Origin of the sequence: Thalassospira sp. CH_XMU1420-2 (assembly GCF_037029325.1) — a bacterium.
Lineage (GTDB): Bacteria > Pseudomonadota > Alphaproteobacteria > Rhodospirillales > Thalassospiraceae > Thalassospira > Thalassospira povalilytica.
On record NZ_JAYMEG010000002.1, the window covers coordinates 971,050 to 996,172 of the forward strand.

General features: G+C 56.2%; 22 protein-coding genes. 14 read left to right on the forward strand and 8 right to left on the reverse strand.

Features of this window, described 5'->3' with window-relative positions; translation table 11 throughout:
* Positions 1 to 21: 21 nt before the first annotated feature.
* The 3 genes from ccmI (at position 22) to WA429_RS09150 (ending at position 4,818) form a co-directional block, all read left to right on the forward strand.
* Positions 22 to 1,260, forward strand: a complete 1,239-nt coding sequence (gene ccmI, locus WA429_RS09140; protein ID WP_287465279.1) for a c-type cytochrome biogenesis protein CcmI — start codon at positions 22 to 24, stop codon at positions 1,258 to 1,260.
* Positions 1,261 to 1,724: 464 nt separating this feature from the next.
* A complete protein-coding gene (locus tag WA429_RS09145; protein ID WP_068520018.1) occupies positions 1,725 to 2,171 on the forward strand; it encodes a response regulator in 447 nt (148 codons plus the stop codon).
* A gap of 22 nt (positions 2,172 to 2,193) precedes the next feature.
* A complete protein-coding gene (locus WA429_RS09150) occupies positions 2,194 to 4,818 on the forward strand; it encodes an ABC transporter permease (RefSeq protein ID WP_287465278.1) in 2,625 nt (874 codons plus the stop codon).
* A gap of 347 nt (positions 4,819 to 5,165) precedes the next feature.
* Here WA429_RS09150 and atpC read toward each other — a convergent pair whose 3' ends face one another.
* The 6 genes from atpC to WA429_RS09180 form a co-directional block, all read right to left on the reverse strand.
* Positions 5,166 to 5,570 carry an ATP synthase F1 subunit epsilon gene (gene atpC, locus WA429_RS09155; protein WP_068519900.1) on the reverse strand — a complete coding sequence of 135 codons (405 nt, stop codon included), beginning with the start codon at positions 5,568 to 5,570 and terminating at the stop codon, positions 5,166 to 5,168.
* Between the two features lie 41 nt (positions 5,571 to 5,611).
* Positions 5,612 to 7,030, reverse strand: a complete 1,419-nt coding sequence (atpD, locus tag WA429_RS09160) for a F0F1 ATP synthase subunit beta (protein ID WP_068519901.1) — start codon at positions 7,028 to 7,030, stop codon at positions 5,612 to 5,614.
* A 52-nt stretch (positions 7,031 to 7,082) separates the two neighbouring features.
* Positions 7,083 to 7,973 carry a F0F1 ATP synthase subunit gamma gene (locus tag WA429_RS09165; protein WP_068519902.1) on the reverse strand — a complete coding sequence of 297 codons (891 nt, stop codon included), beginning with the start codon at positions 7,971 to 7,973 and terminating at the stop codon, positions 7,083 to 7,085.
* Between the two features lie 30 nt (positions 7,974 to 8,003).
* Entirely contained in the window at positions 8,004 to 9,536 is a 1,533-nt protein-coding gene (gene atpA / locus WA429_RS09170; protein ID WP_068519903.1) for a F0F1 ATP synthase subunit alpha, read from the reverse strand.
* On the reverse strand, positions 9,536 to 10,093 hold the full coding sequence (locus WA429_RS09175) for a F0F1 ATP synthase subunit delta (RefSeq protein ID WP_068519904.1): 558 nt from the start codon (positions 10,091 to 10,093) through the stop codon (positions 9,536 to 9,538). Before WA429_RS09175 ends, atpA begins: the two co-directional genes overlap by 1 nt.
* A gap of 546 nt (positions 10,094 to 10,639) precedes the next feature.
* Complete coding sequence (locus WA429_RS09180) at positions 10,640 to 10,963, reverse strand: nucleotide pyrophosphohydrolase (RefSeq protein ID WP_101247281.1); 324 nt, start codon at positions 10,961 to 10,963, stop codon at positions 10,640 to 10,642.
* A gap of 60 nt (positions 10,964 to 11,023) precedes the next feature.
* Here WA429_RS09180 and WA429_RS09185 point away from each other — a divergent pair, with 60 nt between their 5' ends.
* A complete protein-coding gene (locus WA429_RS09185; protein ID WP_068519906.1) occupies positions 11,024 to 11,857 on the forward strand; it encodes a substrate-binding periplasmic protein in 834 nt (277 codons plus the stop codon).
* A gap of 17 nt (positions 11,858 to 11,874) precedes the next feature.
* Here the strand turns inward: WA429_RS09185 and WA429_RS09190 are convergent, their stop codons facing one another.
* Positions 11,875 to 14,106, reverse strand: a complete 2,232-nt coding sequence (locus WA429_RS09190) for a primosomal protein N' (RefSeq protein ID WP_287465275.1) — start codon at positions 14,104 to 14,106, stop codon at positions 11,875 to 11,877.
* A gap of 173 nt (positions 14,107 to 14,279) precedes the next feature.
* On the opposite strand from WA429_RS09190, the gene fsa reads away from it, so the two are divergent.
* The 10 genes from fsa (at position 14,280) to WA429_RS09240 (ending at position 22,399) form a co-directional block, all read left to right on the forward strand.
* The gene (gene fsa / locus WA429_RS09195) at positions 14,280 to 14,936 is read left to right on the forward strand and encodes a fructose-6-phosphate aldolase (protein WP_068519907.1); all 657 of its coding nucleotides are present in this window, start codon (positions 14,280 to 14,282) and stop codon (positions 14,934 to 14,936) included.
* 125 nt (positions 14,937 to 15,061) lie between these two features.
* A complete protein-coding gene (locus WA429_RS09200; RefSeq protein WP_068519908.1) occupies positions 15,062 to 15,751 on the forward strand; it encodes a DUF484 family protein in 690 nt (229 codons plus the stop codon).
* Positions 15,730 to 16,683: a tyrosine recombinase XerC gene (locus tag WA429_RS09205; RefSeq protein ID WP_250280564.1), complete on the forward strand. Its 954-nt coding sequence runs from the start codon at positions 15,730 to 15,732 to the stop codon at positions 16,681 to 16,683. The genes WA429_RS09200 and WA429_RS09205 overlap by 22 nt, the downstream gene beginning before the upstream one ends.
* A gap of 81 nt (positions 16,684 to 16,764) precedes the next feature.
* Positions 16,765 to 17,058 carry a YrhK family protein gene (locus tag WA429_RS09210; RefSeq protein WP_206928281.1) on the forward strand — a complete coding sequence of 98 codons (294 nt, stop codon included), beginning with the start codon at positions 16,765 to 16,767 and terminating at the stop codon, positions 17,056 to 17,058.
* Between the two features lie 104 nt (positions 17,059 to 17,162).
* A complete protein-coding gene (locus WA429_RS09215; RefSeq protein ID WP_287465273.1) occupies positions 17,163 to 17,768 on the forward strand; it encodes a glutathione S-transferase family protein in 606 nt (201 codons plus the stop codon).
* 95 nt (positions 17,769 to 17,863) lie between these two features.
* Positions 17,864 to 18,358, forward strand: coding sequence for a class I SAM-dependent methyltransferase (locus WA429_RS09220; protein ID WP_287465272.1), 495 nt, complete (start codon positions 17,864 to 17,866; stop codon positions 18,356 to 18,358).
* A 66-nt stretch (positions 18,359 to 18,424) separates the two neighbouring features.
* Entirely contained in the window at positions 18,425 to 19,813 is a 1,389-nt protein-coding gene (locus WA429_RS09225; RefSeq protein WP_287465271.1) for a glutamine synthetase family protein, read from the forward strand.
* Between the two features lie 224 nt (positions 19,814 to 20,037).
* Complete coding sequence (nadA, locus tag WA429_RS09230) at positions 20,038 to 21,060, forward strand: quinolinate synthase NadA (protein ID WP_101247289.1); 1,023 nt, start codon at positions 20,038 to 20,040, stop codon at positions 21,058 to 21,060.
* Between the two features lie 75 nt (positions 21,061 to 21,135).
* On the forward strand, positions 21,136 to 21,975 hold the full coding sequence (gene nadC / locus WA429_RS09235; protein WP_068519915.1) for a carboxylating nicotinate-nucleotide diphosphorylase: 840 nt from the start codon (positions 21,136 to 21,138) through the stop codon (positions 21,973 to 21,975).
* 7 nt (positions 21,976 to 21,982) lie between these two features.
* Positions 21,983 to 22,399 (forward strand): NUDIX hydrolase, encoded by a 417-nt coding sequence (locus tag WA429_RS09240; protein ID WP_287465269.1) that lies wholly within the window; start codon positions 21,983 to 21,985, stop codon positions 22,397 to 22,399.
* A gap of 29 nt (positions 22,400 to 22,428) precedes the next feature.
* On the opposite strand, the gene WA429_RS09245 is transcribed toward WA429_RS09240, so the two are convergent.
* Positions 22,429 to 25,032 carry a mechanosensitive ion channel family protein gene (locus WA429_RS09245; protein ID WP_287465268.1) on the reverse strand — a complete coding sequence of 868 codons (2,604 nt, stop codon included), beginning with the start codon at positions 25,030 to 25,032 and terminating at the stop codon, positions 22,429 to 22,431.
* Between the last annotated feature and the right edge of the window lie 91 nt (positions 25,033 to 25,123).

Below are 25,123 nucleotides of genomic sequence, written 5' to 3' on the forward strand. Positions count from 1 at the left end.
CGTCAGGGCTAGGAAACCTTCATGACCATCTGGATTGTTCTTGCCGCCATTACGCTTCTTGTTGCGGGCTTTGTCCTTTGGCCGGTCCTGCGTCAGCGTGAAACGGGTGCCGATGCGGCGTCTGATGACGACGATCAAAACGGCAATAACGAACTGAACCATGATCTTGCGGTTTATCGCGACCAACTGGCCGAGATCGAGCGCGATATCGAACGCGGTGTCCTGAATACCGAACAGGCCAATGCGGCACGTATCGAAGTGCAACGCCGTATCCTGAATGCGGATCAGCGCATCAAGGCCCGGGAAAGTGGTGCGACATCACGCATCGGCAAGCCGTCGCTTCGGATATATTCCGCCCTTGCGATTGTGCTGTTTCTGATTGGCGGGTTCGGGCTTTATCTTGATCTTGGCAGCCCCGATATGCCCGACCGCCCGATTGCCAGCCGGGCTGATGAAATCAATGCCATTCAACAGGCAGAATCGATCAATAGCGACCGGCTTGCCGCACTCAACCGCGCGGTCAGTGATCTTTCGCAAAAGCTGATTGCCGATCCGGAAAACCTTAAAGGGTGGGAATTGCTTGGCGCCAGCCTGATGGCGCTTGGCCGCCCGGTCGAGGCACAGACTGCGTTTCTTGAGGCCGTCAAACTGTCTGATCGCGATGGCGATTATCTTGCCATGTATGCCGAAAGCCTGATCCGTGGCGACAATGGCCAGATCAATGCGACCGCACGCGGTGTCCTTAAAGAAGCCGCGACAACCCAAAGCGGCGACCCGCGCATCCAGTATTATCTGGGCCTTGCCGATGCACAGGATGGCAATATTGCCGCGGCTGTTGATCGCTGGATCGCGCTTGCCAACAGTGCCCCGGCTGATGCGGCCTGGTTGCCGATGGTGGTTGCCCGGATCAAGGATGCCGCCCTTGCCCAGGGAATTGATATCGAAGGGCGACTTGATGTCGCAAAGGCCGCGCCATCCAATGGTCCAAGCCAGGACGATGTTGCCGCCGCCCAGCAAATGACACCCGAAGAACGTCAGGACATGATCAATTCGATGGTCGATGGGCTGGCCGATCGTCTTGAAAGCAATCCGGACGATCCGGAAGGCTGGGCACGGCTGATGCAGGCCTATATGGTGCTGGGGAAACAGGACAAGGCACAGGCCGCCTATCAGAAGGCATCGGATGTGTTTGCCGATCAGCCCGACCTGGTCGCCCGGTTTGATGCATTGGCAAAAGAGATCGGGATCACAGCAAACTAGATCCCGATCAGCCCGTGCTCCGATGATCGAGGCTGGAAATTCGCGGAATGGTGCTGTAAAACTGTTTGCAGTTGATGAACCTGGCAACCATTCCCCGACACGTTGCCAGCCGGGCGATACCGCCCGTTTTCACCCATCATGATCCGCCCGGAAACCCGGCGGATACGGCGGTGATAAAAATATCCCTTCTCCCCTTCCACCACCACTTATGAGATATTATATTTCATACGTAAGAATAATGATTTCTACTTTAACAAGGCCTTATTGATTTGATTTTCGTGTCAAAGTATGAGAACCAGTCTTAAGGGTAGCTAATTTAGCAAATTGCTATTCTAGGATATGGGGTGCGGTCGATGGTTGGGGAACCATCGTTCTCTTTTCTTTTTATAATTCAAGAGATTCGCAGAGCGGGAAACAGGGACGGGGTATAGGATAACTACCCACCCGATTGGATAATGGGTGCAATGTCGGCTCACGCAAATGGCATAACGAACAATCTGTTGCTGATTGAAGATAATCCGGGTGACGCACGTCTTGTGCGCGAAGCTCTTCGGGAATTCAAACGCCCGGTGGAGCTGCATCACGTCAAGGATGCCACGACAGCGTTGCAGTTCCTGCAGCAAGACGGCCCCTATCGGAATGCGCCGCGCCCGCGCCTGATTCTTCTTGATCTTAATATGCCGCGCAAGGATGGTCGCGAAATGCTGCGCGATATCCGCAATGATCCCAATTCGGCATCAATCCCTGTCATTGTCCTGACCACATCGGGTGCGGACCACGATGTGGATCTTTGTTATGCTGCCGGGGCAAACTGTTATTTGCGCAAACCGGTCGATGTGACAGAATTCATCGATCTGATGAAAATGATCGAATCCTTCTGGCTGGGGCTGGCTTTAACCCCGACGCCGTAACCCACCTGCCAGCGAGACGCGCATGTCCCGCCTGCCATCATCTTCTTCGCGTTACGCCGCATGCAAAGCCATCGGTCGCTTTGTCCATTGTCAGCTTCGCAGACCGACTGCGGACATATGGGCGCTGTTTGCGACCCTGGTGTTTGCAATCACCACCCTGTCACTGACGGTCAGCATGACCCATTCAGTACGCGATGCGCTGCGCCAGTCGGCCGAACAAACAATCGGTGGCGATATCTCGTTGCGGCTGTTTCACCGACCGCCAACAGATGCGGAGTTGGGGTTTCTTGAAACTTTCGGCATTGTGGGTGTCAGTGCCGAACAACGCGTCATGATCCACCCCGAACCCGATCAACCCGGAATTTTATCGGAACTCAAGGCCGTTGACCGGACATATCCGCTGTTCGGGGATGTGAAGCTTTCGCCGCCCGGCCCGGTCAGCGCCATTCTGGCAAACGATGATGATGATCATGCCGGTGGCAACAAAAACCTGCCCGGAGCAATCGTTGATCAGGATTTTCTTGATCAAAGCGGACTTTCGATCGGCGATGTCATTCATCTCGGCGATCAGCAATACCGTATTCGCGCAGGGTTGCTGGCCGAACCGGAACGACAGTTCAGGCTGTTTTCACTGGGACCGCGCATTATCGTATCGCTTGATGACTATCGAAAGAACGCCCTGCTATCTTCAGACAAACAGGTTTACTGGTATAGCCGACTGAAACGCAGCCAAGCTGATCCCCGCCCCAACAGTCAGGTGATCGCCGATATCGAAGCCCGTTTTCCCGAAAGTGGCTGGCGCATTGTGAATGCAGCCGATGGCATCCCGGGTATCGAGCGGATCGGCGAGTTCGCCACAGCCTTTGTCAGTTTGATCGGCATTGCGATCTTTGCCATTTCAATGAGCGCGATTGCCAATGCCGTTCGATCCGATTTGAACGGGCGGCAGGACCAGTTTGCCCTGATGCGCGCCGTCGGGGTCAGACCGGGGCAACTTGGCATCACCATCGCCGGGTTGGTCGGGGGAATTTCGGTTGTGGCATTGATTGTTTCGGCATTTATCACCCAGCTTTTGGCCGGTACGATCGCCCCGATATTTGCAAGCAACCTTGGTGTTACACTTAACCCTTCAGTCCATCAATGGACTGATATTACGGGCTTTGTTGCCTGTTTTGTGGCTTTGCTGTCAATCGGGCCGATACACGCGGCATGCGCGGTCAAGCCGGCCCTGTTGTTTCGCCATCAGACCGACAAAACGCCACGCGGGTCAGGCACGCAACATTCCGGGGCGTGGCTATTGCGCGCAGCAATCCTGACATCGGCCATCGCCGTTATCTGGTTTGCAATGCGCCTGATCGGGCCTGGATGGTTTTCCGGTATTTTGATCGCGGTGCTTGTGCTGTGTCTGTCGGGATTTATCGGCGTCGGATTTTTGGTGCGCAAGGTTTCAGCATTGGCCGCACATCGATGCGCGGGATCACCATCCTTGAGACTGGCCCTGCGCAATATTGCCCGCCCGACCAGCCCGACAGTTACTGTTGCCGCGTCATTTGGTCTGGCAGTGACATGCCTGTTTGCGGTCATTGTGTTCGGGGCACTGGCGGGACATCACCTTAGATCCGTCTTGCCGACCGAAACACCCGATCTGGTGTTTTTTGACCTGCCCCCGGATCAGCAGGCCACTTTCCGGGCTGCCGCCCTTGCCGTGCCATCGGTGGAAGCGATCGAACAAATGCCATTCGTGCATGGTCGGATAACGCATCTTAACGGCAAGCCGGTTGTCCTTGATCAGGTGCCGCGACGCTATCACTGGTTTATCCGCGGTGACCGGGGTCTGTCCTGGGCGCGTCACCCAAACGCAACATTGCAAAAGGCCGAACTCGTGACTGGTGATTGGTGGCCGGGCGATAGCATCAATGCAAACCTTGTGTCGCTTGATGCCGATATTGCCCATGCACTTGGTCTTGGGCTCGGTGACAGCATTTCGGTCAATATTCTGGGTCAGCGGCATGACGTAAAGATCGCCAATCTGCGCAAAATCGACTGGTCGCGCCTTGGCCTTGATTTTCCGATGGTATTGTCCCCGATGCACCCGCCATTTTCCCATGGCGTGATCACGACAATTGACCTCGCCCCGTCATCCCCATCCCGAAATACCGCCGCCGCGATCCGCCGCCTTGGCGATAAGTTTCCCGCCGTTCCGATGATCCGGGTATCGGATGTCATGGATCGCCTTGGTACCCTGTTTGACCGGGTGCACGGCGTTCTGTTGCTGTTGACCGTGTTGGCAACCGTCGGGGCCTTGCTGGTGATTGTGACCGGGTTGATTGCCCTGCGCCAGGATGGCGCGGCCAATCTTGCAATGCTGCGTGCCCTTGGTATTCGACCGGGGCAAATCATTCGGACAGGCGCACTTGAAACCGGAATTGTGGTTGCAGCAAGCGGAGTGCTGGGCACGGTGGCCGGGACAAGTGTCGCTGTGCTGGCAGCATCGCGCATCGGATCATTCGACGTCGCGGAGACCGCGGTAATGATGGTGCCCCTTGCGGCAGGAGCCGTGGCACTGATCGGCTTCATCGGGTTTGGTGGCGGATGGGTTTTGCAGCAGACATCCCTTCGGGCACAGTCGGGCTGGCGTCGCGGATAGGACCAGAGACCACACCAGACAGGTACCTCTGCTGATCGTGGGCTGGGCTAGGCTAGATTGGACCGAGCCAGACCGGGCCACACCTGCCCCACAGCAAAGCAGATAGCGGGCCCAGTCCATGCCACGCATGACTGCGGCGTGAATCTGCGCATCAAGGCTGCGAAATTCGGTATGGAGATATCCCGATTACAAGGTCAGGGACGCTGCGAAGCCATCCAAAAGCCATGCGCAGCGCATCCTGAATTATGGTGTCACCATCATATGATGGACATCTATCAGAACGAGACACCCCAACAAAAAAGGCCGCCCACAAGGGCGGCCTTTTTCAGGAATATTTCAACTGACGATCAGTTGGTCAGGGCAGCAATCTGTGCACGGGCAATTTCGAGCGCGCGCTCGGCATTTGCCTTGTCGTGGGCAGTGCTGGCTGCCTTGAGGTCGGCAGTTGCCTGCTCAAGACGTGCCTGTGCTTCGTCAGCTTTCAGATCGGCAACCGGAACCGCTTCTTCTGCCAGAATGGTGCAACGCTCGGGATTAACCTCTGCGACACCACCGGCGACGAAGATACGTTCGGAAACCTTACCACCTGCATAGATGTCGATGACACCCGGACGAATGGTCGAGATCATCGGCGAATGCTTCGGCAGCACACCAAAATTCCCGTCCGTGCCCGGAACAACGACCATCTCGACCGGCTCTGATTTGAGCAGGGCAGACGGTGAAACAAGTTCCAGTACAGTCGTATCAGTCATGACAATCCTCGCTCCTTAGCCGGAGGGGGACCGAAACTGCCTTAGGCAGCTTCGGCCATCTTCTTGGCTTTTTCGATGGCTTCTTCGATGGTGCCGACCATGTAGAATGCCTGTTCCGGCATGTGGTCATATTCACCAGCGCAGATCGCTTTGAAAGCCTTGATGGTGTCTTCGAGCTGAACGAATACGCCCGGAGTACCGGTAAAGACTTCTGCAACGTGGAACGGCTGCGAAAGGAAACGCTGGATCTTACGGGCACGTGCCACGATCAGCTTGTCTTCTTCCGAAAGCTCGTCCATGCCGAGGATGGCGATGATGTCCTGAAGACCTTTGTAGGTCTGAAGAACACGCTGAACTTCACGAGCGGTCTCGTAGTGTTCCTTGCCAATCACGCCCGGATCGAGTGCACGCGAGGTGGAATCGAGCGGGTCAACTGCCGGATAGATGCCAAGCTCGGCAATCTGACGGTTCAGCGTGGTGGTTGCATCAAGGTGAGCAAACGAGGTTGCCGGTGCCGGGTCAGTCAAGTCATCGGCCGGGACGTAAATTGCCTGAACCGAGGTAATGGAACCTTTTTTGGTCGAGGTAATACGTTCCTGCAGCGCACCCATGTCGGTTGCCAGCGTCGGCTGATAACCCACAGCAGACGGGATACGACCGAGAAGTGCCGACACTTCCGAACCAGCCTGGGTGAAGCGGAAGATGTTATCGACGAAGAACAGAACGTCCTGGCCTTCTTCGTCACGGAAGTATTCCGCAAGGGTCAGACCGGTCAGAGCAACACGTGCACGTGCTCCCGGGGGTTCGTTCATCTGGCCATAAACCAGTGCGGCTTTGGATTCGCCTTCCGGATTGATAACGCCCGATTCCATCATCTCGTGATAGAGGTCGTTACCTTCACGGGTACGTTCACCAACACCAGCGAAAACAGAGTAGCCGCCGTGGCCTTTGGCAACGTTGTTGATCAGTTCCATGATCAGAACGGTTTTACCAACGCCTGCACCACCGAACAGACCGATTTTACCACCTTTGGTGTACGGAGCGATAAGGTCGATGACCTTAATGCCGGTAACCAGAATTTCGGTGTCGGTTGCCTGATCGATGAAGTCAGGTGCTTCACGGTGGATCGGTGCGGTTTTGGTCGCGGTAACCGGACCACGTTCGTCAACCGGCTCGCCGATCACGTTCAGAATACGACCAAGGGTTTCCGGACCAACCGGAACCGAGATCGCGTCACCGGTATCGATGACTTCCTGACCGCGCTTCAGACCTTCGGTGGTGTCCATTGCGATCGTACGAACCGCATTTTCACCAAGGTGCTGTGCAACTTCGAGAACCAGACGCTGACCGTTGTTGTCAACATGCAGCGCGTTCAGAATGGGAGGCAGTTCGCCGTCGAATTTAACGTCGACGACGGCGCCCATTACCTGGGAAATTTTCCCCGCCTTCTTGTTCGCCATAGGTATTGTCTCCTGCTCGGACAAAGCTATCCGTTAACTTCCTGCGACCCGCTTACAAAGCCTCGGCGCCGGAAATGATTTCAATCAGTTCATTGGTGATCTGAGCCTGACGTGAGCGGTTGTACTGGATGCTCAGTCGGTCGATCATGTCGCCGGCATTGCGGGTTGCGTTATCCATCGCGGACATACGCGCGCCGTGCTCGGATGCGCTGCTTTCAAGCATTGCACCGAAAATCTGGACGCCAACGTTACGCGGCAGCAAATCAGCCAGAATGGCTTCTTCGGACGGTTCGTAATCATAAACCGCAGAAGAACCAGTAGCTTCTTCCTGCTCAGCAGCTTCTTCACCGACAAACGGGATGAGCTGCTGTGCTGTTGCCACCTGCGAAATCGCGGACACGAACTTGTTGTAGAAGATCGTGCAGACGTCGAATTCGCCTTCGTCATACAGCGCCAGAACTTTATCGCCAACTTCGGAAGCAGAAGAGAAATCAATGCCCTTCTTGCCTTCGATGCCGGTATACCGGGCGACAATACTGTCACCAAATTCACGCTTGAGCGCATCTGCGCCTTTGCGGCCAACACAGATCAGCTTGACCGTTTTGCCTTCGGCCTGCAGGGCCTTGGCTTTCAAACGGGCAGCTTTGACGATCGATGCGTTGAAACCACCGCAAAGGCCACGGTCTGCGGTGAAGACAACGAGCAGATGCACATTGTCTTTACCCGAACCGGCCAGAAGCTTCGGAGCGCCTTCATTGCTACCGACGGCGGCTGCAAGACGACCCAGCATCGTCCCCATGCGTTCAGCATAGGGACGGGCTGCTTCGGCTGCATCCTGTGCACGACGGAGCTTGGAGGCTGCCACCATCTTCATCGCCGAGGTAATCTTCCTCGTCGATTTGACGCTGGCAATGCGCGAGCGCAGATCCTTCAAACTAGCCATTGCGTTTCCTCCTTCGCCTAAGTTTCAGTCTTACGCGAAGGTTTTCGCGAACTTGTCGAGGAACGCTTTAAGCTTGGTTTCGCTGTCTTCCGACAGAACCTTCTCGGTGCGGATCGCATCGAGGATATCAGCACCAGCGGAACGAATTTCCGACAGGAACTGGTCTTCGAAAGCGCGAACTTTGTTCACTGCGATACCGTCGAGATAACCTTTAACACCAGCATAGATCACGACGACCTGCTCTTCGACCTTGAGCGGCGAGTACTGCGGCTGCTTGAGCAGCTCGGTCAGACGTGCGCCACGAGCCAGAAGTTTCTGGGTTGCCGGATCAAGATCCGATGCGAACTGTGCGAATGCTTCCATCTCACGATACTGAGCGAGTTCCAGCTTGATCGAGCCGGCAACCTGCTTCATCGCTTTGATCTGTGCGGACGAACCAACACGCGAAACCGACAGACCAACGTTCACAGCCGGGCGTACGCCTTTGTAGAACAGGTCGGTTTCAAGGAAGATCTGACCGTCGGTGATCGAGATCACGTTGGTCGGAATAAACGCCGAAACGTCGTTACCCTGGGTTTCAATGACCGGAAGTGCGGTCAGCGAGCCAGCGCCGTTTTCGTCATTCATCTTCGCAGCACGTTCCAGCAGACGGGAGTGCAGATAGAAGACGTCACCCGGGAATGCTTCACGTCCCGGCGGACGGCGAAGCAGAAGGGACATCTGACGATATGCAACTGCCTGCTTGGACAGATCATCATAGAAGATGGTTGCATGCATGCCGTTGTCACGGAAGTACTCGCCCATTGCGCAAGCAACGAACGGCGCCAGGAACTGCATCGGCGCCGGGTCGGACGCGGTAGCTGCAACGACAATGGTGTTTTCCATTGCGCCGCGCTCTTCGAGGACCTTGACAACCTGTGCAACGGTCGAACGTTTCTGACCAACGGCAACATAGATGGAGAACATCTTGTCGCTGTCGGATTTCGCTGCATCGTTCACCGGCTTCTGGTTCAGAATGGTGTCAACGATGATGGCGGTTTTACCGGTCTGACGGTCACCAATGATCAGCTCGCGCTGGCCACGGCCGATCGGGATCAGGGAGTCAATCGACTTGATACCGGTCTGTACCGGCTCGTGAACCGATTTACGCGGGATGATGCCCGGTGCTTTGACGTCGGCAAGGCGACGTTCTTTGGTTCCCAGATCGCCCTTACCGTCGATCGGGTTACCCAGCGCGTCAACGACGCGGCCGAGAAGTTCTTTACCAACCGGAACGTCAACGATGGCGCCAGTACGTTTAACCTGGTCACCTTCCTTGATCGAACGGTCAGAACCGAAGATCACGACACCAACGTTGTCTTCTTCGAGGTTAAGGGCCATGCCCTTAATGCCACCCGGGAAGTCAACGAGTTCACCAGCCTGAACATTGTCCAGACCGTAAACACGGGCAATACCATCACCGACGGACAGAACCTGACCGACTTCGGCAACTTCGGCTTCAGCGCCAAAATTGGCAATCTGATCCTTGAGAATAGCGGAGATTTCCGCGGCGCGGATTTCCATCACGCAACCCCTTTCATAGCGAGCTCGAGCTTCTGCAGTTTGGTACGAAGCGAGGCATCAAAAACCCGGGAACCGACCTTGACGACAAGACCGCCAAGAACCGCCGGATCAACTTTAAGGTCCACTTTGACAGTGGCGCCGACAACTTCTTTGAGAGCGCCGGTAACGGCTTCGATTTGCTCTTTTTTCAACTCAGATGCCGAGGTGACCTGTGCGGTTACTTCGCCATTGTGAGCTGAGAGCATGGAAAGGTAGGAATCGATAACACCCGGCAGGGCAAACAGACGACGCTTCTGAGACAGAAGTCCTACGGTCTTCTTGGTCAACTCGGAAACGCCAAGCTTGTCCAGAAGAGCCGCCATCGCCTTGGCCTGCACGTCCCGGGAAATCACGGGACTGCGGAGTACATTCCGGAGGTCATCGCTGTTTGCGATGGCCTGGTCGAGCAATTCAAGATCGCCTTTCACAACATCAAGCTGCTTGGCCGAATTGGCCAAGTCAAAAAGTGCAGTGGCATAGCGCCCTTGGAGCCCGGTCGCGGCAGTATTTTGGGACACCGGTGAAAGCCCTCAATTCTGGTTATGAGAACGACTCGGATACGTATAAAAAAATGGTCTCCCGAAAGGGTCTCCTTCCGGGAAGCGAGCGTTTGGTATCACATGTCCATGGCGTGGGCAACCCCCGCGCAAGCGCATTTGGACGCTCTTTTTCATTCTTTGGCAAAGAAGGCCCGAAACACTGCGAAAACACCCGTTTTTGCGGGGGATGTACGACTATTTTATAACGTGCCCTTATCAACCAAACGGCACTTTGGGTATTCGATCACGCTATTTTCGCGACGAATCCCCCGATTTGGACGAACATTCTTTTTGGCCGACCTGCACAAAACAGATCAAAGCCCGGCAAAAGTGTAACCGAGTTCACACCAGATATACCCGGTGCACGGCCATGAGCCGATAAACTTCGCCCCGATATCCTGCACTTAAATTAGGTGTGGGCATTAAGTGTGGTCATCAGGTGCGGACATTAAGCCCGGGCATCCCGCACTTATATAAAGACAGGCGTGCCTAGGACATCACGTCTGGGCACCGGAATGTCCGGCATCAGATATGAGAACCGGTACCGTCGCCTTTTGACTGCCAGTTTCGCGATCGGTTGATGGCCATCTTGGCGTCGCATTGCGCGCCGAGTTCCAGACCGAACTGATCCATCAGCCGATATAGCAATATCATCACGTCGGCGGCCTCTTTGCCGATTTCGGACAGATCACGCTGATCAATGGCATCACCAAGTTCATGCATTTCGAGCATGGCCCGATCCCAAAGTGCTTTCGGATCGGTCACCGGACCAAAGGTTTCTTCCGCCCATGCACAGATTGATTGTTGGCTTTCGGTCCGTGCATTATTGTTTTCGCAATGCTTTTTCACTTTAAATCTCTGTCTATATCAAGTTGCACCGGTTCCAGCCGCCCACAACGGACGACAGAAATGAGAAAACCGATCGACACACGCCATGAAACAAATGCCATCTTCCGGATGGCAGCTGTTTGCCTGACCCTGTGTGTCTTGGTGTTTTCATACAGCACCGCCCAGGCACGGACACTGATTATCGAATGTCTGAGCGAACCGCCCCTTAAATGGTGGTCCAATGACAAGGCGCTTGGCATCGATGTCGATATCATGACCGAAGTTCTGCGCGAAATGGGGATCACGGATTACACATTCCGCTTTGTCGATACCGGTCGGCGGTTGCTTCATAATGCCGAACAGGGACAATCCGATATTGTGCTGACCCTGTCGCTGAATGACGAACGCGAACGCTTTCTGACCTATCCGGAAGAAGCCCACCTGCTGCTTGACTGGCGTTTTGCCATTCGCAAGGAAGACAGCAACCATATCCGGTTTTCCGATTTTTCCGATCTGTCCAATGTCCGGATCGGGGCTGCTGCCGGCTATTCCTATACACAGGCATTCTGGGAATCCGGACTGGATATCGAAACGGTTGCCCGCAACGATCTTTTGATTCCGATGCTGTTGCAGGAACGGTTTGACGCCGTACCGGTCAATTATTTGAGCACTGTTTTTGAAACCATCCAAAGCGGCGAACGCAGCAAGATTGCCTTTTTGTATCCTCCGCTGCGCCGGGCGGCTTATTACAATCCGTTTTCCAAGGCATCGGATTACCCTGACAAACAGGTTTTCCTGGCCCGCTATGACGAAATCATCCGTGAAATGCGCGATGACGGGCGGCTGCTGGCAATTTTTGAACGCTACCTTGGCCCGGATGGGCTGGATTGGTGGCAGTCACAATATTCCCAATAAGCCGCATCCAATCATTTTTACATGAAGCTATACGGGTCAATATCGACCTGCACGCGGACACTGCCCGGTGTTTTGACCTTTGATAGCCAGTCATGAATAAGCGCCTGCATCTTCACCCCTTTATCCGCACGGATCAGGAAACGACGGCGATAGCGCCCGCGCAACAGCGATAGCGGTGCTGGTGCCGGCCCCAAAATCATCAGGCCATCCCCACGCGGCGCTGCCCGGCCGATCCGCCAAGCGGCTTCGTCGACTTCGTTTTCCTTTTTGCCGCTGATGATAAGGGCGGCAAGTCGCCCATGCGGGGGCATGCCATGAGTCATGCGCTGGGACAGCTCGACCTCGTTAAAGGCATCGCGATCACCAGCAGCAATCGCCTTGATCACCCGGTTGGCCGGATCGGCTGTTTGCAAAATGACCGTGCCCGGTCGATCACCACGCCCGGCACGCCCGGCGACCTGGGTCAGCAATTGATAACTGCGCTCAGCCGCGCGCAAATCCCCGCCCGCCAGACCAAGATCGGCATCGACAACCCCGACCAGGGTCAGCATCGGAAAGTGATACCCTTTGGCAAGGATCTGGGTCCCGATCAAAAGATCGACTTCATGGTTATGAACCCGTTTGACCAGTTCGGCGGCGGCCTTTGGCCCCATGATGTTATCGGATGTCGCGACCTCGACCCGGATATCGGGAAAGGTTTCGACCGCTTCTTCAAACAGGCGTTCCACCCCCGGACCGCATGGGGCCAATTTGCCCTCGGCCCCACATTCCGGGCAGGTATCCGGAGCCTTGGCCTGATAACCGCAATGATGGCATTGCAGCTTTCCCCAGGCACGATGTTCAACCAGCCATGCCGTACAGTTCGGGCACTGGAACCGATGCCCGCAGGCCCGGCACAGCGTCAGCGGCGCATAACCGCGCCTGTTCAGGAACAACATCGCCTGTTCCCCGCTGGCAAAGGTTTCGACCAGCCGCTTTTTCAGCGTCGGCGTAATCCAGCGATTGCGTTCGGGTTTGTCCGAACGGATATCGATGATTTCGACACTGGGCAAAACCGCCGCCCCGTGACGGCTGCCGAGCTCGACGCGCTGATAGCGGCCGGCTTCGACATTGGCCAAAGTTTCAAGCGACGGGGTCGCCGATGCCAGCACCACCGGAATATTGCCAAGATGGGCCCGTGCCACAGCCATGTCGCGCGCGTGATAAATCACGCCGTCTTCCTGCTTGAAGGCATGTTCATGTTCCTCATCAACCACAATCAGACCAAGATCGTGATAGGGAAGGAACAAGGCCGATCTGGCCCCGACCACAAGTTTTGCCGATCCGTCTGCCACCGCCCGCCAGGTATCACGACGACGCGCCTGCCCGACTTCCGAATGCCAAAGGGCCGGGTTCACACCGAACCGGTCGCGAAAACGTTGCAACCACTGAGCCGAAAGGGCGATTTCGGGCAACAGGACCACCACCTGCTTGCCTTGGGCAAGGGCGGCACGGATCGGTTCAAAATAAACCTCGGTCTTGCCTGATCCGGTGATGCCATCAAGAAGGGTACAGGAAAACCCGCCACGTTCGACCTGTGCACACAGGGCATCTGCCGCCGCTGTCTGTTCGTCCGAAAGATCGGGCCGCGGGATTTCAAGATCCGGCAGTTCAAACGGCGAAGGCGGGGTCACCATCAAGCGTTGTACGGCACCAGCTTCGACCAGCCCCTTGACCACACTGGCCCCGGCCCCGGTTTCGCGCAGGATATCGCCCTGCTCCATGGGGGGATGATCGGCAAGAAACGCCAGAACGCGTTTGCGCGGCGGTGTCATACGCAGCGACGCCGCATCAAAATCCGCATTGAGCGTAAATCTGAAAATCGGTTTGGGGGCTTCAAGGGCGTCAGGCACGCTCATTGCCATGCGCAAAACCGCCCCTTGCGGGGCCATGGTATAGGCCGACACCCAGTCAACGAACCGGCGCGTTACATCGGCCATCGGTTCGGTCGGGAGAACCCCGTAAATTTCGCGCAGTTTGGACGACTCGACATCGCCCTTGGCCGGTCCCCAGACGACACCGCGCTGGGTTTGGCGCCCCAGCGGAATTTCGACAAAGTCGCCGGGTGCCACAGAAATGCCTTCTGGCACCAGATAATCATACGGCCCCGCCAAAGGCAGCGGCGGCAGCACAGAAATCGTCTGTGCGGTTACCTGAAAGGCCGGATCATCAGCAAACAGATTTCCAGATGTGGCCTTTGCGGCACTCATATATTATAAACCCCGTGAGATTGCCTGTAGCGCCGAACCTGATTTGCGGGTTCCGGGCCGTCAGGCAAAGACGTAAACGGTCCCACAGCCATGGGTTTGGTCCCGTCATCAGATGGCTCTGACCCTAGCAGCTAACCGCATCATTGAACAACAGGTCCTAAACAGGAAATCCAATGAAGTTTTTCATCGATACCGCTGACATCGACGCAATCCGCGAACTCGCCATGTCCGGCCTCGTGGACGGTGTCACCACCAACCCGTCGCTGGTAGCAAAAACAGGCCGACCGTTTCTCGAACTGATCAAGGAAATTTGTGACGTTGTCGACGGCCCGGTCAGCGCAGAAGTTGCAGCGACCGACTACGACACCATGGTTGCCGAAGGCCGCAAACTGGCGAAAATTGCCGACAATGTCGTCGTCAAGCTGCCGCTGACGGCTGATGGCCTCAAAGCTTGCCGTACCTTCACCGACGAAGGCATCCAGACCAACGTTACCCTTTGCTTCTCGGTTGGTCAGGCGATCCTGGCTGCCAAAGCCGGCGCGACCTATGTGTCGCCGTTCGTTGGCCGTCTTGATGACATTTCGTCTGATGGCATGCAGCTGATTGCTGACATCTGTGAAGTTTACAACAACTACCCGAACTGGACGACCGAGGTTCTGGTTGCTTCGGCCCGTGGCCCGCAGCACGTTGTCGACTCGGCACGCCTTGGTGCGGATGTTGTCACCATCCCGCCGCAGGTTCTTGGCCAGCTGACCAAACACCCGCTGACCGACAAGGGTCTTGAGACCTTCCTGGCAGATTGGGAAAAAACCGGCCAGTCGATCCTTTAAGTCGTCCCGTATCCGGCACGACAGATAAAAACCGCGCGGTGCGCCGGTTTTTAACATGCATTTAACCCGGCTGCCCGCATTGTGGCAGCCGGGTTTTTTATTTCTAATTTTTCAAGCCGGAACCGATGGAAAAGACAGCTTTGCGCGCCGACGATGTCGTCAACTACCTTGCCGAGAATCCAGATTTCTTTACGACGCGTCCGGACTTGCTTGAAAGTCTTGAATTGCCGGTGCGCGAGCTGGGCAATGGCGTTGCCGACATGCAGCAATATGTCGTGGCGCGCCTGCGCGATGAACGCGAAAAGCTGCGCGGTGCGACCAGCGAACTGATCAATATTTCCAAATCCAATCTTGAAACCCAAAGCCGCATTCACCGGGCGGTTCTGGCATTGCTCAATGCCCGCGGTTTTGAAACCTTTGTCGAAGCCCTTCAGGATCTTGTGCCCGAACTGCTTGATCTTGATGCGATTGCGCTGTGCTTTGAAGAATGCGACGAGGCCCCGGTACCAAGCTGTGGCGGCCGTGTCCGGCGCCTCGTTGTTGGTGCTGTTGATCAGGTTCTTGGCGAAGAACAGGATGTATGGCTGTTGCCGGATGATGCCGGGGATGAGGCGATCTTTGGTCCGCGGGCCGAGGAAATCCGGTCAGCAGCAATCGTCCGCCTTGCGCCGTTTTATGGCGATCCGGTCGGTATCGTTGCCTTTGGCGTCAAGGAACCGGGATATTTCAGCCCGGCCCAGGCCAATGATCTGATCATGTTCCTGGCATCCGTGATCGAGTTCGGGGTACGCAGATGGCTGACCCAAACGGTCTGATCGCCCTTAAACTGCCCGACGACCTGCGCGAAGCCATTGCCGACTGGCGGGGGTGGCTTTGCGATGAAAAACGCGCATCCGATCACACCACCGAAAACTATCAGGCCGATCTTTATGCCTTTTTGGGGTTTGTCACCGACCATCTTGGTGCGGTCCCTGATCTGAAAGATTTGCTGCGTCTGAACCCGCGCGATTTTCGAAGCTGGCTGGCCCGGCGCAGCATGGATGGCATGGCCAAAACATCAACGGCGCGTGCGCTGTCATCGCTGCGCAATTTTTACCGTTTCCTGGAACGGTCAGGGCGCGGGCAAAATGCCGCCGTGCAATCCATCCGCAACCCGCGCCTTCCGCAATCCACACCCAAACCGCTGACACCCGATGATGCGATGGCGGTGCTTGAAAATGCCGATGCCTGGCAGGATGAGCCATGGCTTGGCAAACGCAATCTGGCATTATTCACCCTGCTTTATGGCTGCGGGTTACGTATTTCCGAAGCACTGGACCTGAATGCCAATCAACGCCCGACCGGGGATTCGATGGTGATCACCGGCAAAGGCAATAAACAGCGCCTTGTCCCGGTCTTACAGATTGTGCGCGATGCCATCGATGATTATATCCGCGCCTGCCCGTTTGCCCCGGACGGTGATGAACCGCTTTTTGTCGGCGCACGCGGCAAACGGCTGGTCGCACAGGTCGCCCAACGTGAAATGCGCAAGGTCCGCGAACTTTTGAACCTGCCTGATACGGCGACCCCGCATGCGTTGCGCCATTCCTTTGCTACCCATCTTTTGGCCGGTGGCGGGGATTTGCGCACCATTCAGGATTTGCTCGGCCATGCGTCGCTTTCGACCACCCAGCGCTATACCGCGGTCGATACCGAACAGTTGATGGCGGTCTATAACGGCACCCATCCCCGGGCACGGCGGCGATAAACCATCATTCCGGAAATTTGGCGGAAACGATCCGGGTTTCCACGCGTTGGCACTGTATCATTCACCCAACGGGAGACCGCCATGAAACTGTTTCGCTCACGCCGTTTTGACGCCAGCCCGAAGCACCGCCAGGTCTATAGCGCCTATGAGATTGCCTATTCGACAGTCGATCTGCTTGCTGCGGTGTTGTTCATCATCGGCAGTGTGCTGTTTCTTGATAAGGCCACGATGCATGTCGGGACGTGGCTGTTTATCATCGGCTCGGTCCTTTTCGCGGCACGCCCGGCGGTAAGGCTGGCGCGCGAACTGCATCTTTCGGGACTTGGCGATGGCAAGACCGACCGTCAGCATGCCGATCAGTCCGCACAAAGCTGAGCTCTGCTTTGGCCTTAGCGCGCATTTTGCAAAATTTCGTTTCCTCCGGCTTGCAGTTCCCCCTTACACTGCCCGCAAACAATTGATTCGACCGGAGGGAAATCATGATTCTGCGCTCCAGTGGCCCGTCGCCGTTTGGCCGGAAAGTCAAAATGGTTGCCAAGATTCTTGGCATCTATGACCGTTTGACCGTCGAGATGTCCAACACCAATGATCCGCAAGACACATTGCGCCAGCAGAACCCGCTGGGCAAAATCCCGATCCTGATTCTGGATGACGGTCGCAAGATTTTTGATAGCCGCGTGATTTGCGAATATCTTGATGCGCAGGTCGATGGCATCACCCTGCATCCGACCGAAAGCGACGCCCGGTGGGAAGCATTAACGCTTCAGGCGCTTGGCGATGGCATTGTCGATGCCGCGATCCTTCAGGTTTATGAAAACCGCATGCGCCCCGAAGACAAGCGCCATGATGACTGGCTGTCCTATCAGGCAGACAAGGTCAAACGATCGCTTGATCAACTTTCCCAGACCCCGCCATCGCTTGAAGGCGATCTTACGATCGGGCATGTCGCGATTGCCTGTGCACTCGGCTATCTTGATTTGCGCTTTGAGGGCAAATGGCGCGCGAGCTATCCTGCGCTTGTGGCCTGGCTTGATGCCTTCCGGGCGCGTGTCCCGGCCTTTGACGCGACCAAGTTCGAAGGTTGATCTTTTTATCGGCCCCGCCCATGGCATGATGGGCGGGGCCGCAAATGCCCAAACAATAACGACCCGATTTCCCAAAACCCGGAGCCTCACCCGTTATGTCCCGTCTGAACAGCGTTATCCGCCGCCTGCAAGCCCAACGCGACTGCCTGAATGCCGCCGCAGAAATGATCAAGGATCAGGACGGCATCGTACTGGAAGTCGGTCTGGGCAATGGCCGGACATTCGACCATTTGCGCGAAATCATGCCGGATCGGGAAATCTTTGTATTTGATCGTCAGATCGCCGCCCATCCGAAATGCATCCCCGATGACGATCATCTGTTCCTTGGCGATATTTTCGAAACCCTGCCCAGGGCGGTCGAACAGTTCAAAGGCAAGGTTGCCCTTGTCCATTCCGATGTCGGCACCGGGGACGAGGCCCTTAATGCCAAAATCGCGGCCTTTATCGGCAAGACCCTGCCTCCGGCCTTGATGATCGGGGCGATTGTCGCCTCCGATCAGAAGATCGACGTACCCGGCACCATTGCCGAACCGCTGCCTGAAGGTGTGCCGCAGGACCGCTATTTCTTCCGGCGTTTCAAAGGGCAATAATCCGCCCGCCCGACAACCTGGCCATAATCGGCCACCGCCCGTAATCCACCATCAGGATGCCAGACCGTGACCACCAGTAATGCCTCCTCCCCCAGCGGATCGCAGCTTTCCGAAGCACAGGATTTCCTGGCCAAATATCCCGATGTCGAAGCCATCGACATTATCCTGACCGATTTCCACGGTATCGGGCGCGGCAAGATGATCCGTCGGCACGAGTTGGAAGGCATTTATAAATCCGGTCGTGGCTTGCCCAGCTCCCTTTTCGGGCAGGACGTCACGGGCGAGGATGTTGATGATTGCGGTCTGGTCCAGACCGGGGGCGGCGGTGATTGCCGGTGCTGGCCGGTGCCGGGCACGCTTGGCTATCTGCCCCATACCGGTCGCGGGCAATTGTTGATTGCCATGTATGAAGAAGATGGCACGCCCCATGATGTCGACCCGCGCAATGTGTTTTCCGCACAGGTCAAGCGGGCCGGGAAACTCGGCTTTCGCCCGATGGGGGCGTTCGAACTTGAATTTTATCTGGTGGATCGCTCGCCCGATGCATCGGGCCTTTATCACCCGGCATCCTATGCCATGACCAAACGCGGATCGTCGCTTCGCAATACCATGTCGGTTGACGAGATTGACGAAATGTCACCGCTGTTTGATGCGGTCTATGAAGGCGCAAAGCATCTTGACCTTACGCTGGAAACCCTGATTTCCGAATATGGTCCGGGCCAGTATGAAATGACCATTCGCTATCGCGATCTGATGCGTGCAGCCGATGACGTCATCATTGCCAAACGCCTTATCCGCACCTGTGCGCGTCGTTTCGGCATGGAAGCGGTATTCATGCCCAAACCGTTTGGCAACGAAGCCGGGTCAGGCATGCATTTGCACCTGTCGCTGGCCGATCCGGACGGCAACAACCTGTTTGCCGATCAGGCGGACGGATCGCTCAGCCCGCTGATGCTCAATGCCATTGGTGGCATTCGCGGAACCATTGGCGAGACCATGCTGCTCCTCGCCCCGTTCATGAATTCATGGCGCCGATTTGCCTCGGCCATGTATTCACCGGCATCGGATGACTGGGGCGTTGAAAACCGCACCGTGGCGCTCCGCGTACCGGGCACACCGGGCAAAACCCGGCATTTCGAACACCGCATCGCCGGTGTGGACGCCAACCCGTATCTGGTGGCAGCCGTCACCCTTGGTGCCGCCCTTGACGGGATCGAAAACAAGATTGATCCGGGCAAACCATGCGAAGACGAAATCGGTCAGGCCAAAGCCCCCAACGACCTGCCGCGTCACTGGCTTGAAGCAATTGACCGGTTCGGCGCATCCGAGTTCAACAAGCGCACGCTTGGCGAACGCTTCCACACGGCGTTTACCAAAATCAAACAGGCCGAGTACGAACAGATGGCGCTGAAGGTTTCAGCGGCAGAGTGGGAATATTACGGGTTTTCCGTTTAAGGAAGATCGGTGATTGACCCGATTGCGCACCAAACCAGCCCGCCATTGAGGTGGTGGGCGGAATTTTATGTCCTGCGTCTGGTGCATGACCGGGTGAATAGCTGCCCCATTTCCTTGCCATCCCGGCTTAATGGCGATATTCAGTTCTCAAACTGTCATTAACTTGCAATGCCGGGCCCCGCGACTTATCTCCGGCTTGCAAACAGGCGAGATGAGACAACGCCATGAATGAAATGATCACCATTGCCGAAGCATCTGCTGACGCAATGTCGGAAATGCAGATTGATCCGACCCTTGATCTGGAAGCTGAGATTCAGCGCCTGAAAAAGGAAAAGAACGCGATCATTCTGGCCCATTACTATCAGGATGGGGAAATTCAGGACCTTGCCGACTTTGTCGGCGATAGTCTGGACCTGTCGCGCAAGGCTGCCGAAACCGATGCCGATGTTATCGTTTTCTGCGGTGTGCGTTTCATGGCCGAGGTTGCCAAAATCCTCAGCCCGAACAAAACCGTTCTGTTGCCGGATTCGAAAGCGGGTTGCTCGCTCGAAGATTCGTGCCAGCCCGAACCGTTCCGCAAATTCCGCGAACAACATCCTGATCACGTATCCATCACCTATATCAACTGCTCCGCAGAGGTGAAGGCCGCGTCCGATATTATCGTGACCTCGTCCAATGCGGCCGAGATCATCGATCAAATCCCGCTTGATAAACCGATCCTGTGGGCACCTGACCGCCATCTTGGTTCTTACCTTGCCAAGAAAACCGGTCGTGACATGACGCTTTGGAACGGGTCGTGCATCGTGCATGAACAGTTTTCCGAACGCGAACTGATCCGCCTTAAGACCCAGAACCCGGATGCCAAGATCGCTGCCCACCCGGAATGCCATGACGGTATTCTCAAACATGCCGATCACATCGGGTCGACCCGGGCCATTCTGGAATATGTGATCAACGGTCCGGACCAGAAATATCTGATCGCGACCGAACCCCACATCATCCACCAGATGGAAAAGGCAGCCCCGCACAAGGAATTCATTCCTGTACCGGGTGCCGACGGATCATGTGCGTGCAACAATTGCCCGTTCATGGAGCTCAATACGCTCGAGAAGCTTTATCTGTGTCTTGTCAATAACGGCCCGCAGATCGTCATGCCCGAAGACCTGCGTGTAGCAGCGGTCAAACCGCTTGAACGCATGCTTGAAATGTCAAAGCACATTCCGGTCAAAAAAGACGACGCGGCCTAAGCCAGATCACCCTACAGCCCCGCAAATCTTGCGGGGCTGTTTGCCTTTCCCATCGCATTTAATACGGCACCCACCATGACCGTCCTGACCCAGGCTGAAATTTCGGAATTCATCGACCGCGCCTTTGCCGAAGACATCGGAACCGGCGACATCACATCTGACAACGTTGTGCCCGCTGATGCGCGCCTGCGTGTTGCCCTTGAAACCCGCGAGGATATCGTGGTTGCCGGGCTTGATATCGCGCTGGACTGTTTCCGCAAACTGGTTCCCGATGCCAAAATCGAAAAGCATTGCGAAGATGGCGATGCGATCAAGGCAAAGGACGTTCTGGCCGTGGTTGAGGGCAATGCGCGCGGTATTCTGACCGCGGAACGTACCGCCCTGAATACGCTTCAGCATCTTTCGGGCATCGCCACCACCACGCGCACCTATGTGGCCGCCATGGGTGAAACAACGGCGAAGCTTTTAGATACCCGCAAAACATTGCCCGGTTGGCGCAAGCTGGAAAAATATGCCACCCGCATGGGGGGGGCGCAGAACCACCGTATGGGTCTTTATGACGGGGTGATGATCAAGGACAACCATATCGGTGTTGTCGGATCGATCACCAAATGCGTCGAAGCTGCTCGTGCGGCCAACCTGCCCAAGATCGAGGTTGAATGCGATACCCTTGATCAGGTGGCCGAGGCCGCCAATGCCGGTGCCGATATCATCCTGCTTGATAATATGGGACCCGATATGCTGCGCGAAGCTGTCGCGATTGTTGGTGGCCGCTGCAAGACCGAAGCATCGGGTGGCGTGAACCTTAAAACCATCGGGGCGATTGCCGCCACCGGTGTTGATTACGTATCGGTCGGGCGCATTACTCAATCGGCCCCGGCGGTTGATATCGGGCTGGATGTTGCCATCCTGTAATCGCACCATGCCCCACCCGGACACACAAAAATCACCACAAAGGATTATCCGGACCGCAAACTGGATTTTGCGTGACGGGGAGAAAGTGCTTTCGGTGCGCAGTCTTGGCCGCGACCGTTTTTATCTTCCGGGCGGGAAAATCGATCCGGGCGAAACCGCCCGCGATGCCATCATTCGCGAAGTCATCGAGGAACTTGGCGTCACCCTGATTGATGACAGCATCCGGGAAATCGGCACCTTTGCCGGGCATGGCCACAATCAGCCCGACGGGGCGATTGTGCGCATGACCTGTTTTACGGCCGACTATCGCGGCATGCTTGCCCCAGCCCGCGAGATCGCCGAGCTGCGCTGGCTGACCCAGCGCGACCGCGACCTGATGGCCCCGATGGGCCAAAAGATCACGGCAGCACTTTTTGACATCTGACAGGTTTGTACTTTCGTTCCGGGCAGTTCCTAGCGCGGGGCATCTGCATCGGGATCGCCACCGGCATCCGGGATACCGCGGCTCGACGCGTCCTGATCGCGTGAAATATCCTTGGCGGCCGATGGCGGTGTTGCCTGCTGGTCGGCACCATGTTCGTCAACATCATCCGATTGCGGGGCCTGCTTGTCCTCGACCTGCGGGGTTTCGGGGCGCGGTCGGGTCTGACCGCGACCGGCATCGCGGATTGCCTCGGTCAGCTTGTCGATATCACGCAGATTAAGGTCACGCTGCGGGAACGGAATTTCGATGCCTTCGTCACGGAACCGCTGCACAAGTTCAAACCGGATCGAACTTGCAACCGCCATGACATCGCCGATATCACGCAGGAAATAGCGCAGCTCAAAATCAAGCGAGCTGGCACCAAAATCCATGAACACGACCTGTGGCGCCGGATAGCTCAGGATTTCGCGGCGTTTGTCGGCCATCTCAAGCAGGATTTCACGCACCTTGTCGACATCGGCCCCGTATGAAACGCCGATCTTGATAATGCCACGGCCCGACCGTTCCTTAAGCGTCCAGTTCAGGACCCGGTTGGAAATCAGTTCGGAGTTCGGAATGACAACCGATGACCGGTCAAAGGTTTCAATTTCGGTGGCGCGTACCCGGATGTCTTTGACAAAACCCTGATCGGCACCAACCACGATCCAGTCCCCGACCTTGATCGGTCGTTCGACCAGAAGGATCAGACCCGACACGAAGTTGTTGACGATACTTTGCATGCCAAAACCGATACCGACCGAAATCGCACCGGCAATGATCGCAAGGTTCGAAAGATCCATCCCCGCCGCCGAAATAGCCAGCAGCACCGCAAGACAGATCCCCGCATAACCGAAGATCGCCGAAACAGAATGTTGCAGCCCCTGATCAAGCTTGGTGTTGGGCAGAACCCGCGTGCTGAGCATTCGCTGGAAGAACCGCATCGCGCCCAGAACAATGACAAACATCAGGGCCGCAAGCAGGATCGACTTCAGGGAGAAATGAATTCCCCCGACCTGAATGCCGACAAAGGCCTGCTGGACTGCAAGGATCAGGTCAACCCAGGCAATATCGGTAAAGATCATCACCGCGACCGGCACGGCAATCGTCACCATCACCACATCAATCAGAACACGCAACCAGAAATAAAGGGTGCCATGCACCGCATCGGTGGTTTTGCTGTCTTCGGCCGGTTCGGGCCGCACCAGATAGGTGTGCATCAATGCCCGGCTATAGCCGCGCAGCAACCAGTAACAGGTCAGGAATGCCAAACCCATCATCAGGTTTTCCAGAATGAAGCGCGCCAGCGCCACATAGCCCAGCGCCATCAGAACCGGCATCAGAATGGCGACGGCCTTAAGACCCCGGCGACTGCGCCGTTCAAGTTTGGGCCAGAATTCATGCCGGTCCTTTTCGTCATGCACCCAGAAGACGCCAAGCGACGACACAAACAGCAGGACCGAAATGATCAGAACATTGGAAATGCTTTGGACAAGCGCAATATCAAGCGACGTGCCAAGGGTTGTCGCGCCCTGCAACAGCACCATGTCCCAGGCAAAAATCAATGCCACCACCAGCGACGAAACCCCGACAATCCGGGCACCGCGCGGCGTGGTCCCGGCCCGGCGCAGGGTCGGTGAAAATGGGGAATGAACGCTGCGAATGGCCGCACCGACAAAAAGCAAAAACAGAGCCGCAGCAAAGCATTGATGGATGAAATCGCCCATCGCCCCGTTCAAAAGGTCCTCGCGGGAATCAAGAATACCGTATGCCACCAGCAACGCGATCCCGGGCACCATTGCAGTAAACAGGAACCGTGTCCCCGATATCAGGGCAACCCGATCTTCGGACGGCACCGCTTTCCAGCGCGCCGGCATATAGCGCAGAACAAGGACTTCCCCGCCAATCAGGGCCGAAATCACGATAAAGGATAACAGAACAAGCCCAGGCGCAATTTCGGCAAGCTCGTCGGCCGCCTGACCTTCGAGTTCCAGATTGGCATAGCGTGCCTGCACCATGCTGGGCAGACGCACAATTTCACCCCACGCGGTCAACCAGACACCGGGATCAAGCGGCACATCAACCCGCCCCAGAATGCGGCGCGTGAAACGTTCGCGGGCCAGTGCGGCAAGCTGATCGGAAAGTTCGGTCGCACGGAAATCGACAAGTTCAAGCTGCTTGATCACCCCGGTAACGCGCGCGATATCTTGCCCAATCCGTTCACGTTCGCGTGCGACGGCGGGGACTTCTTCCTGGCCTTCTGCCGGGGGTTCTCCAAGCTTGCCAAGGGCGGCTTTAAAGCGTTTCAGCCGCTCGTCTGCCCGGTCATGAAGGGTATTCACACCAAGCTGGATGGTTTCGATCTTGTCACGGCCATCGGAAATAAACCGGTTGGTGACTTCGTCACGGGCGATCGTCTTTTCCAGATCGCCAAGCGCATCATCCCATTCGGAAATGCGGTTCTGGGCGTTTTCGAGTTCGATTTTCTGAACGGCTTCCTGAGCCTTGTCGTCGCCTTGCGCCGCCACAGGGTGCGTCGCTGTCATCGCCAACAAACAGATTGCAAGACCTGCGAATACGTGACGAAGAGAAATCATGCCTGATGATCCATATTGATGCCCAAAGACCGGTATTTGACCGTTTTGCCCGATTTGCAAACAAGTTACACTGAAGAATGTAACGAATCAT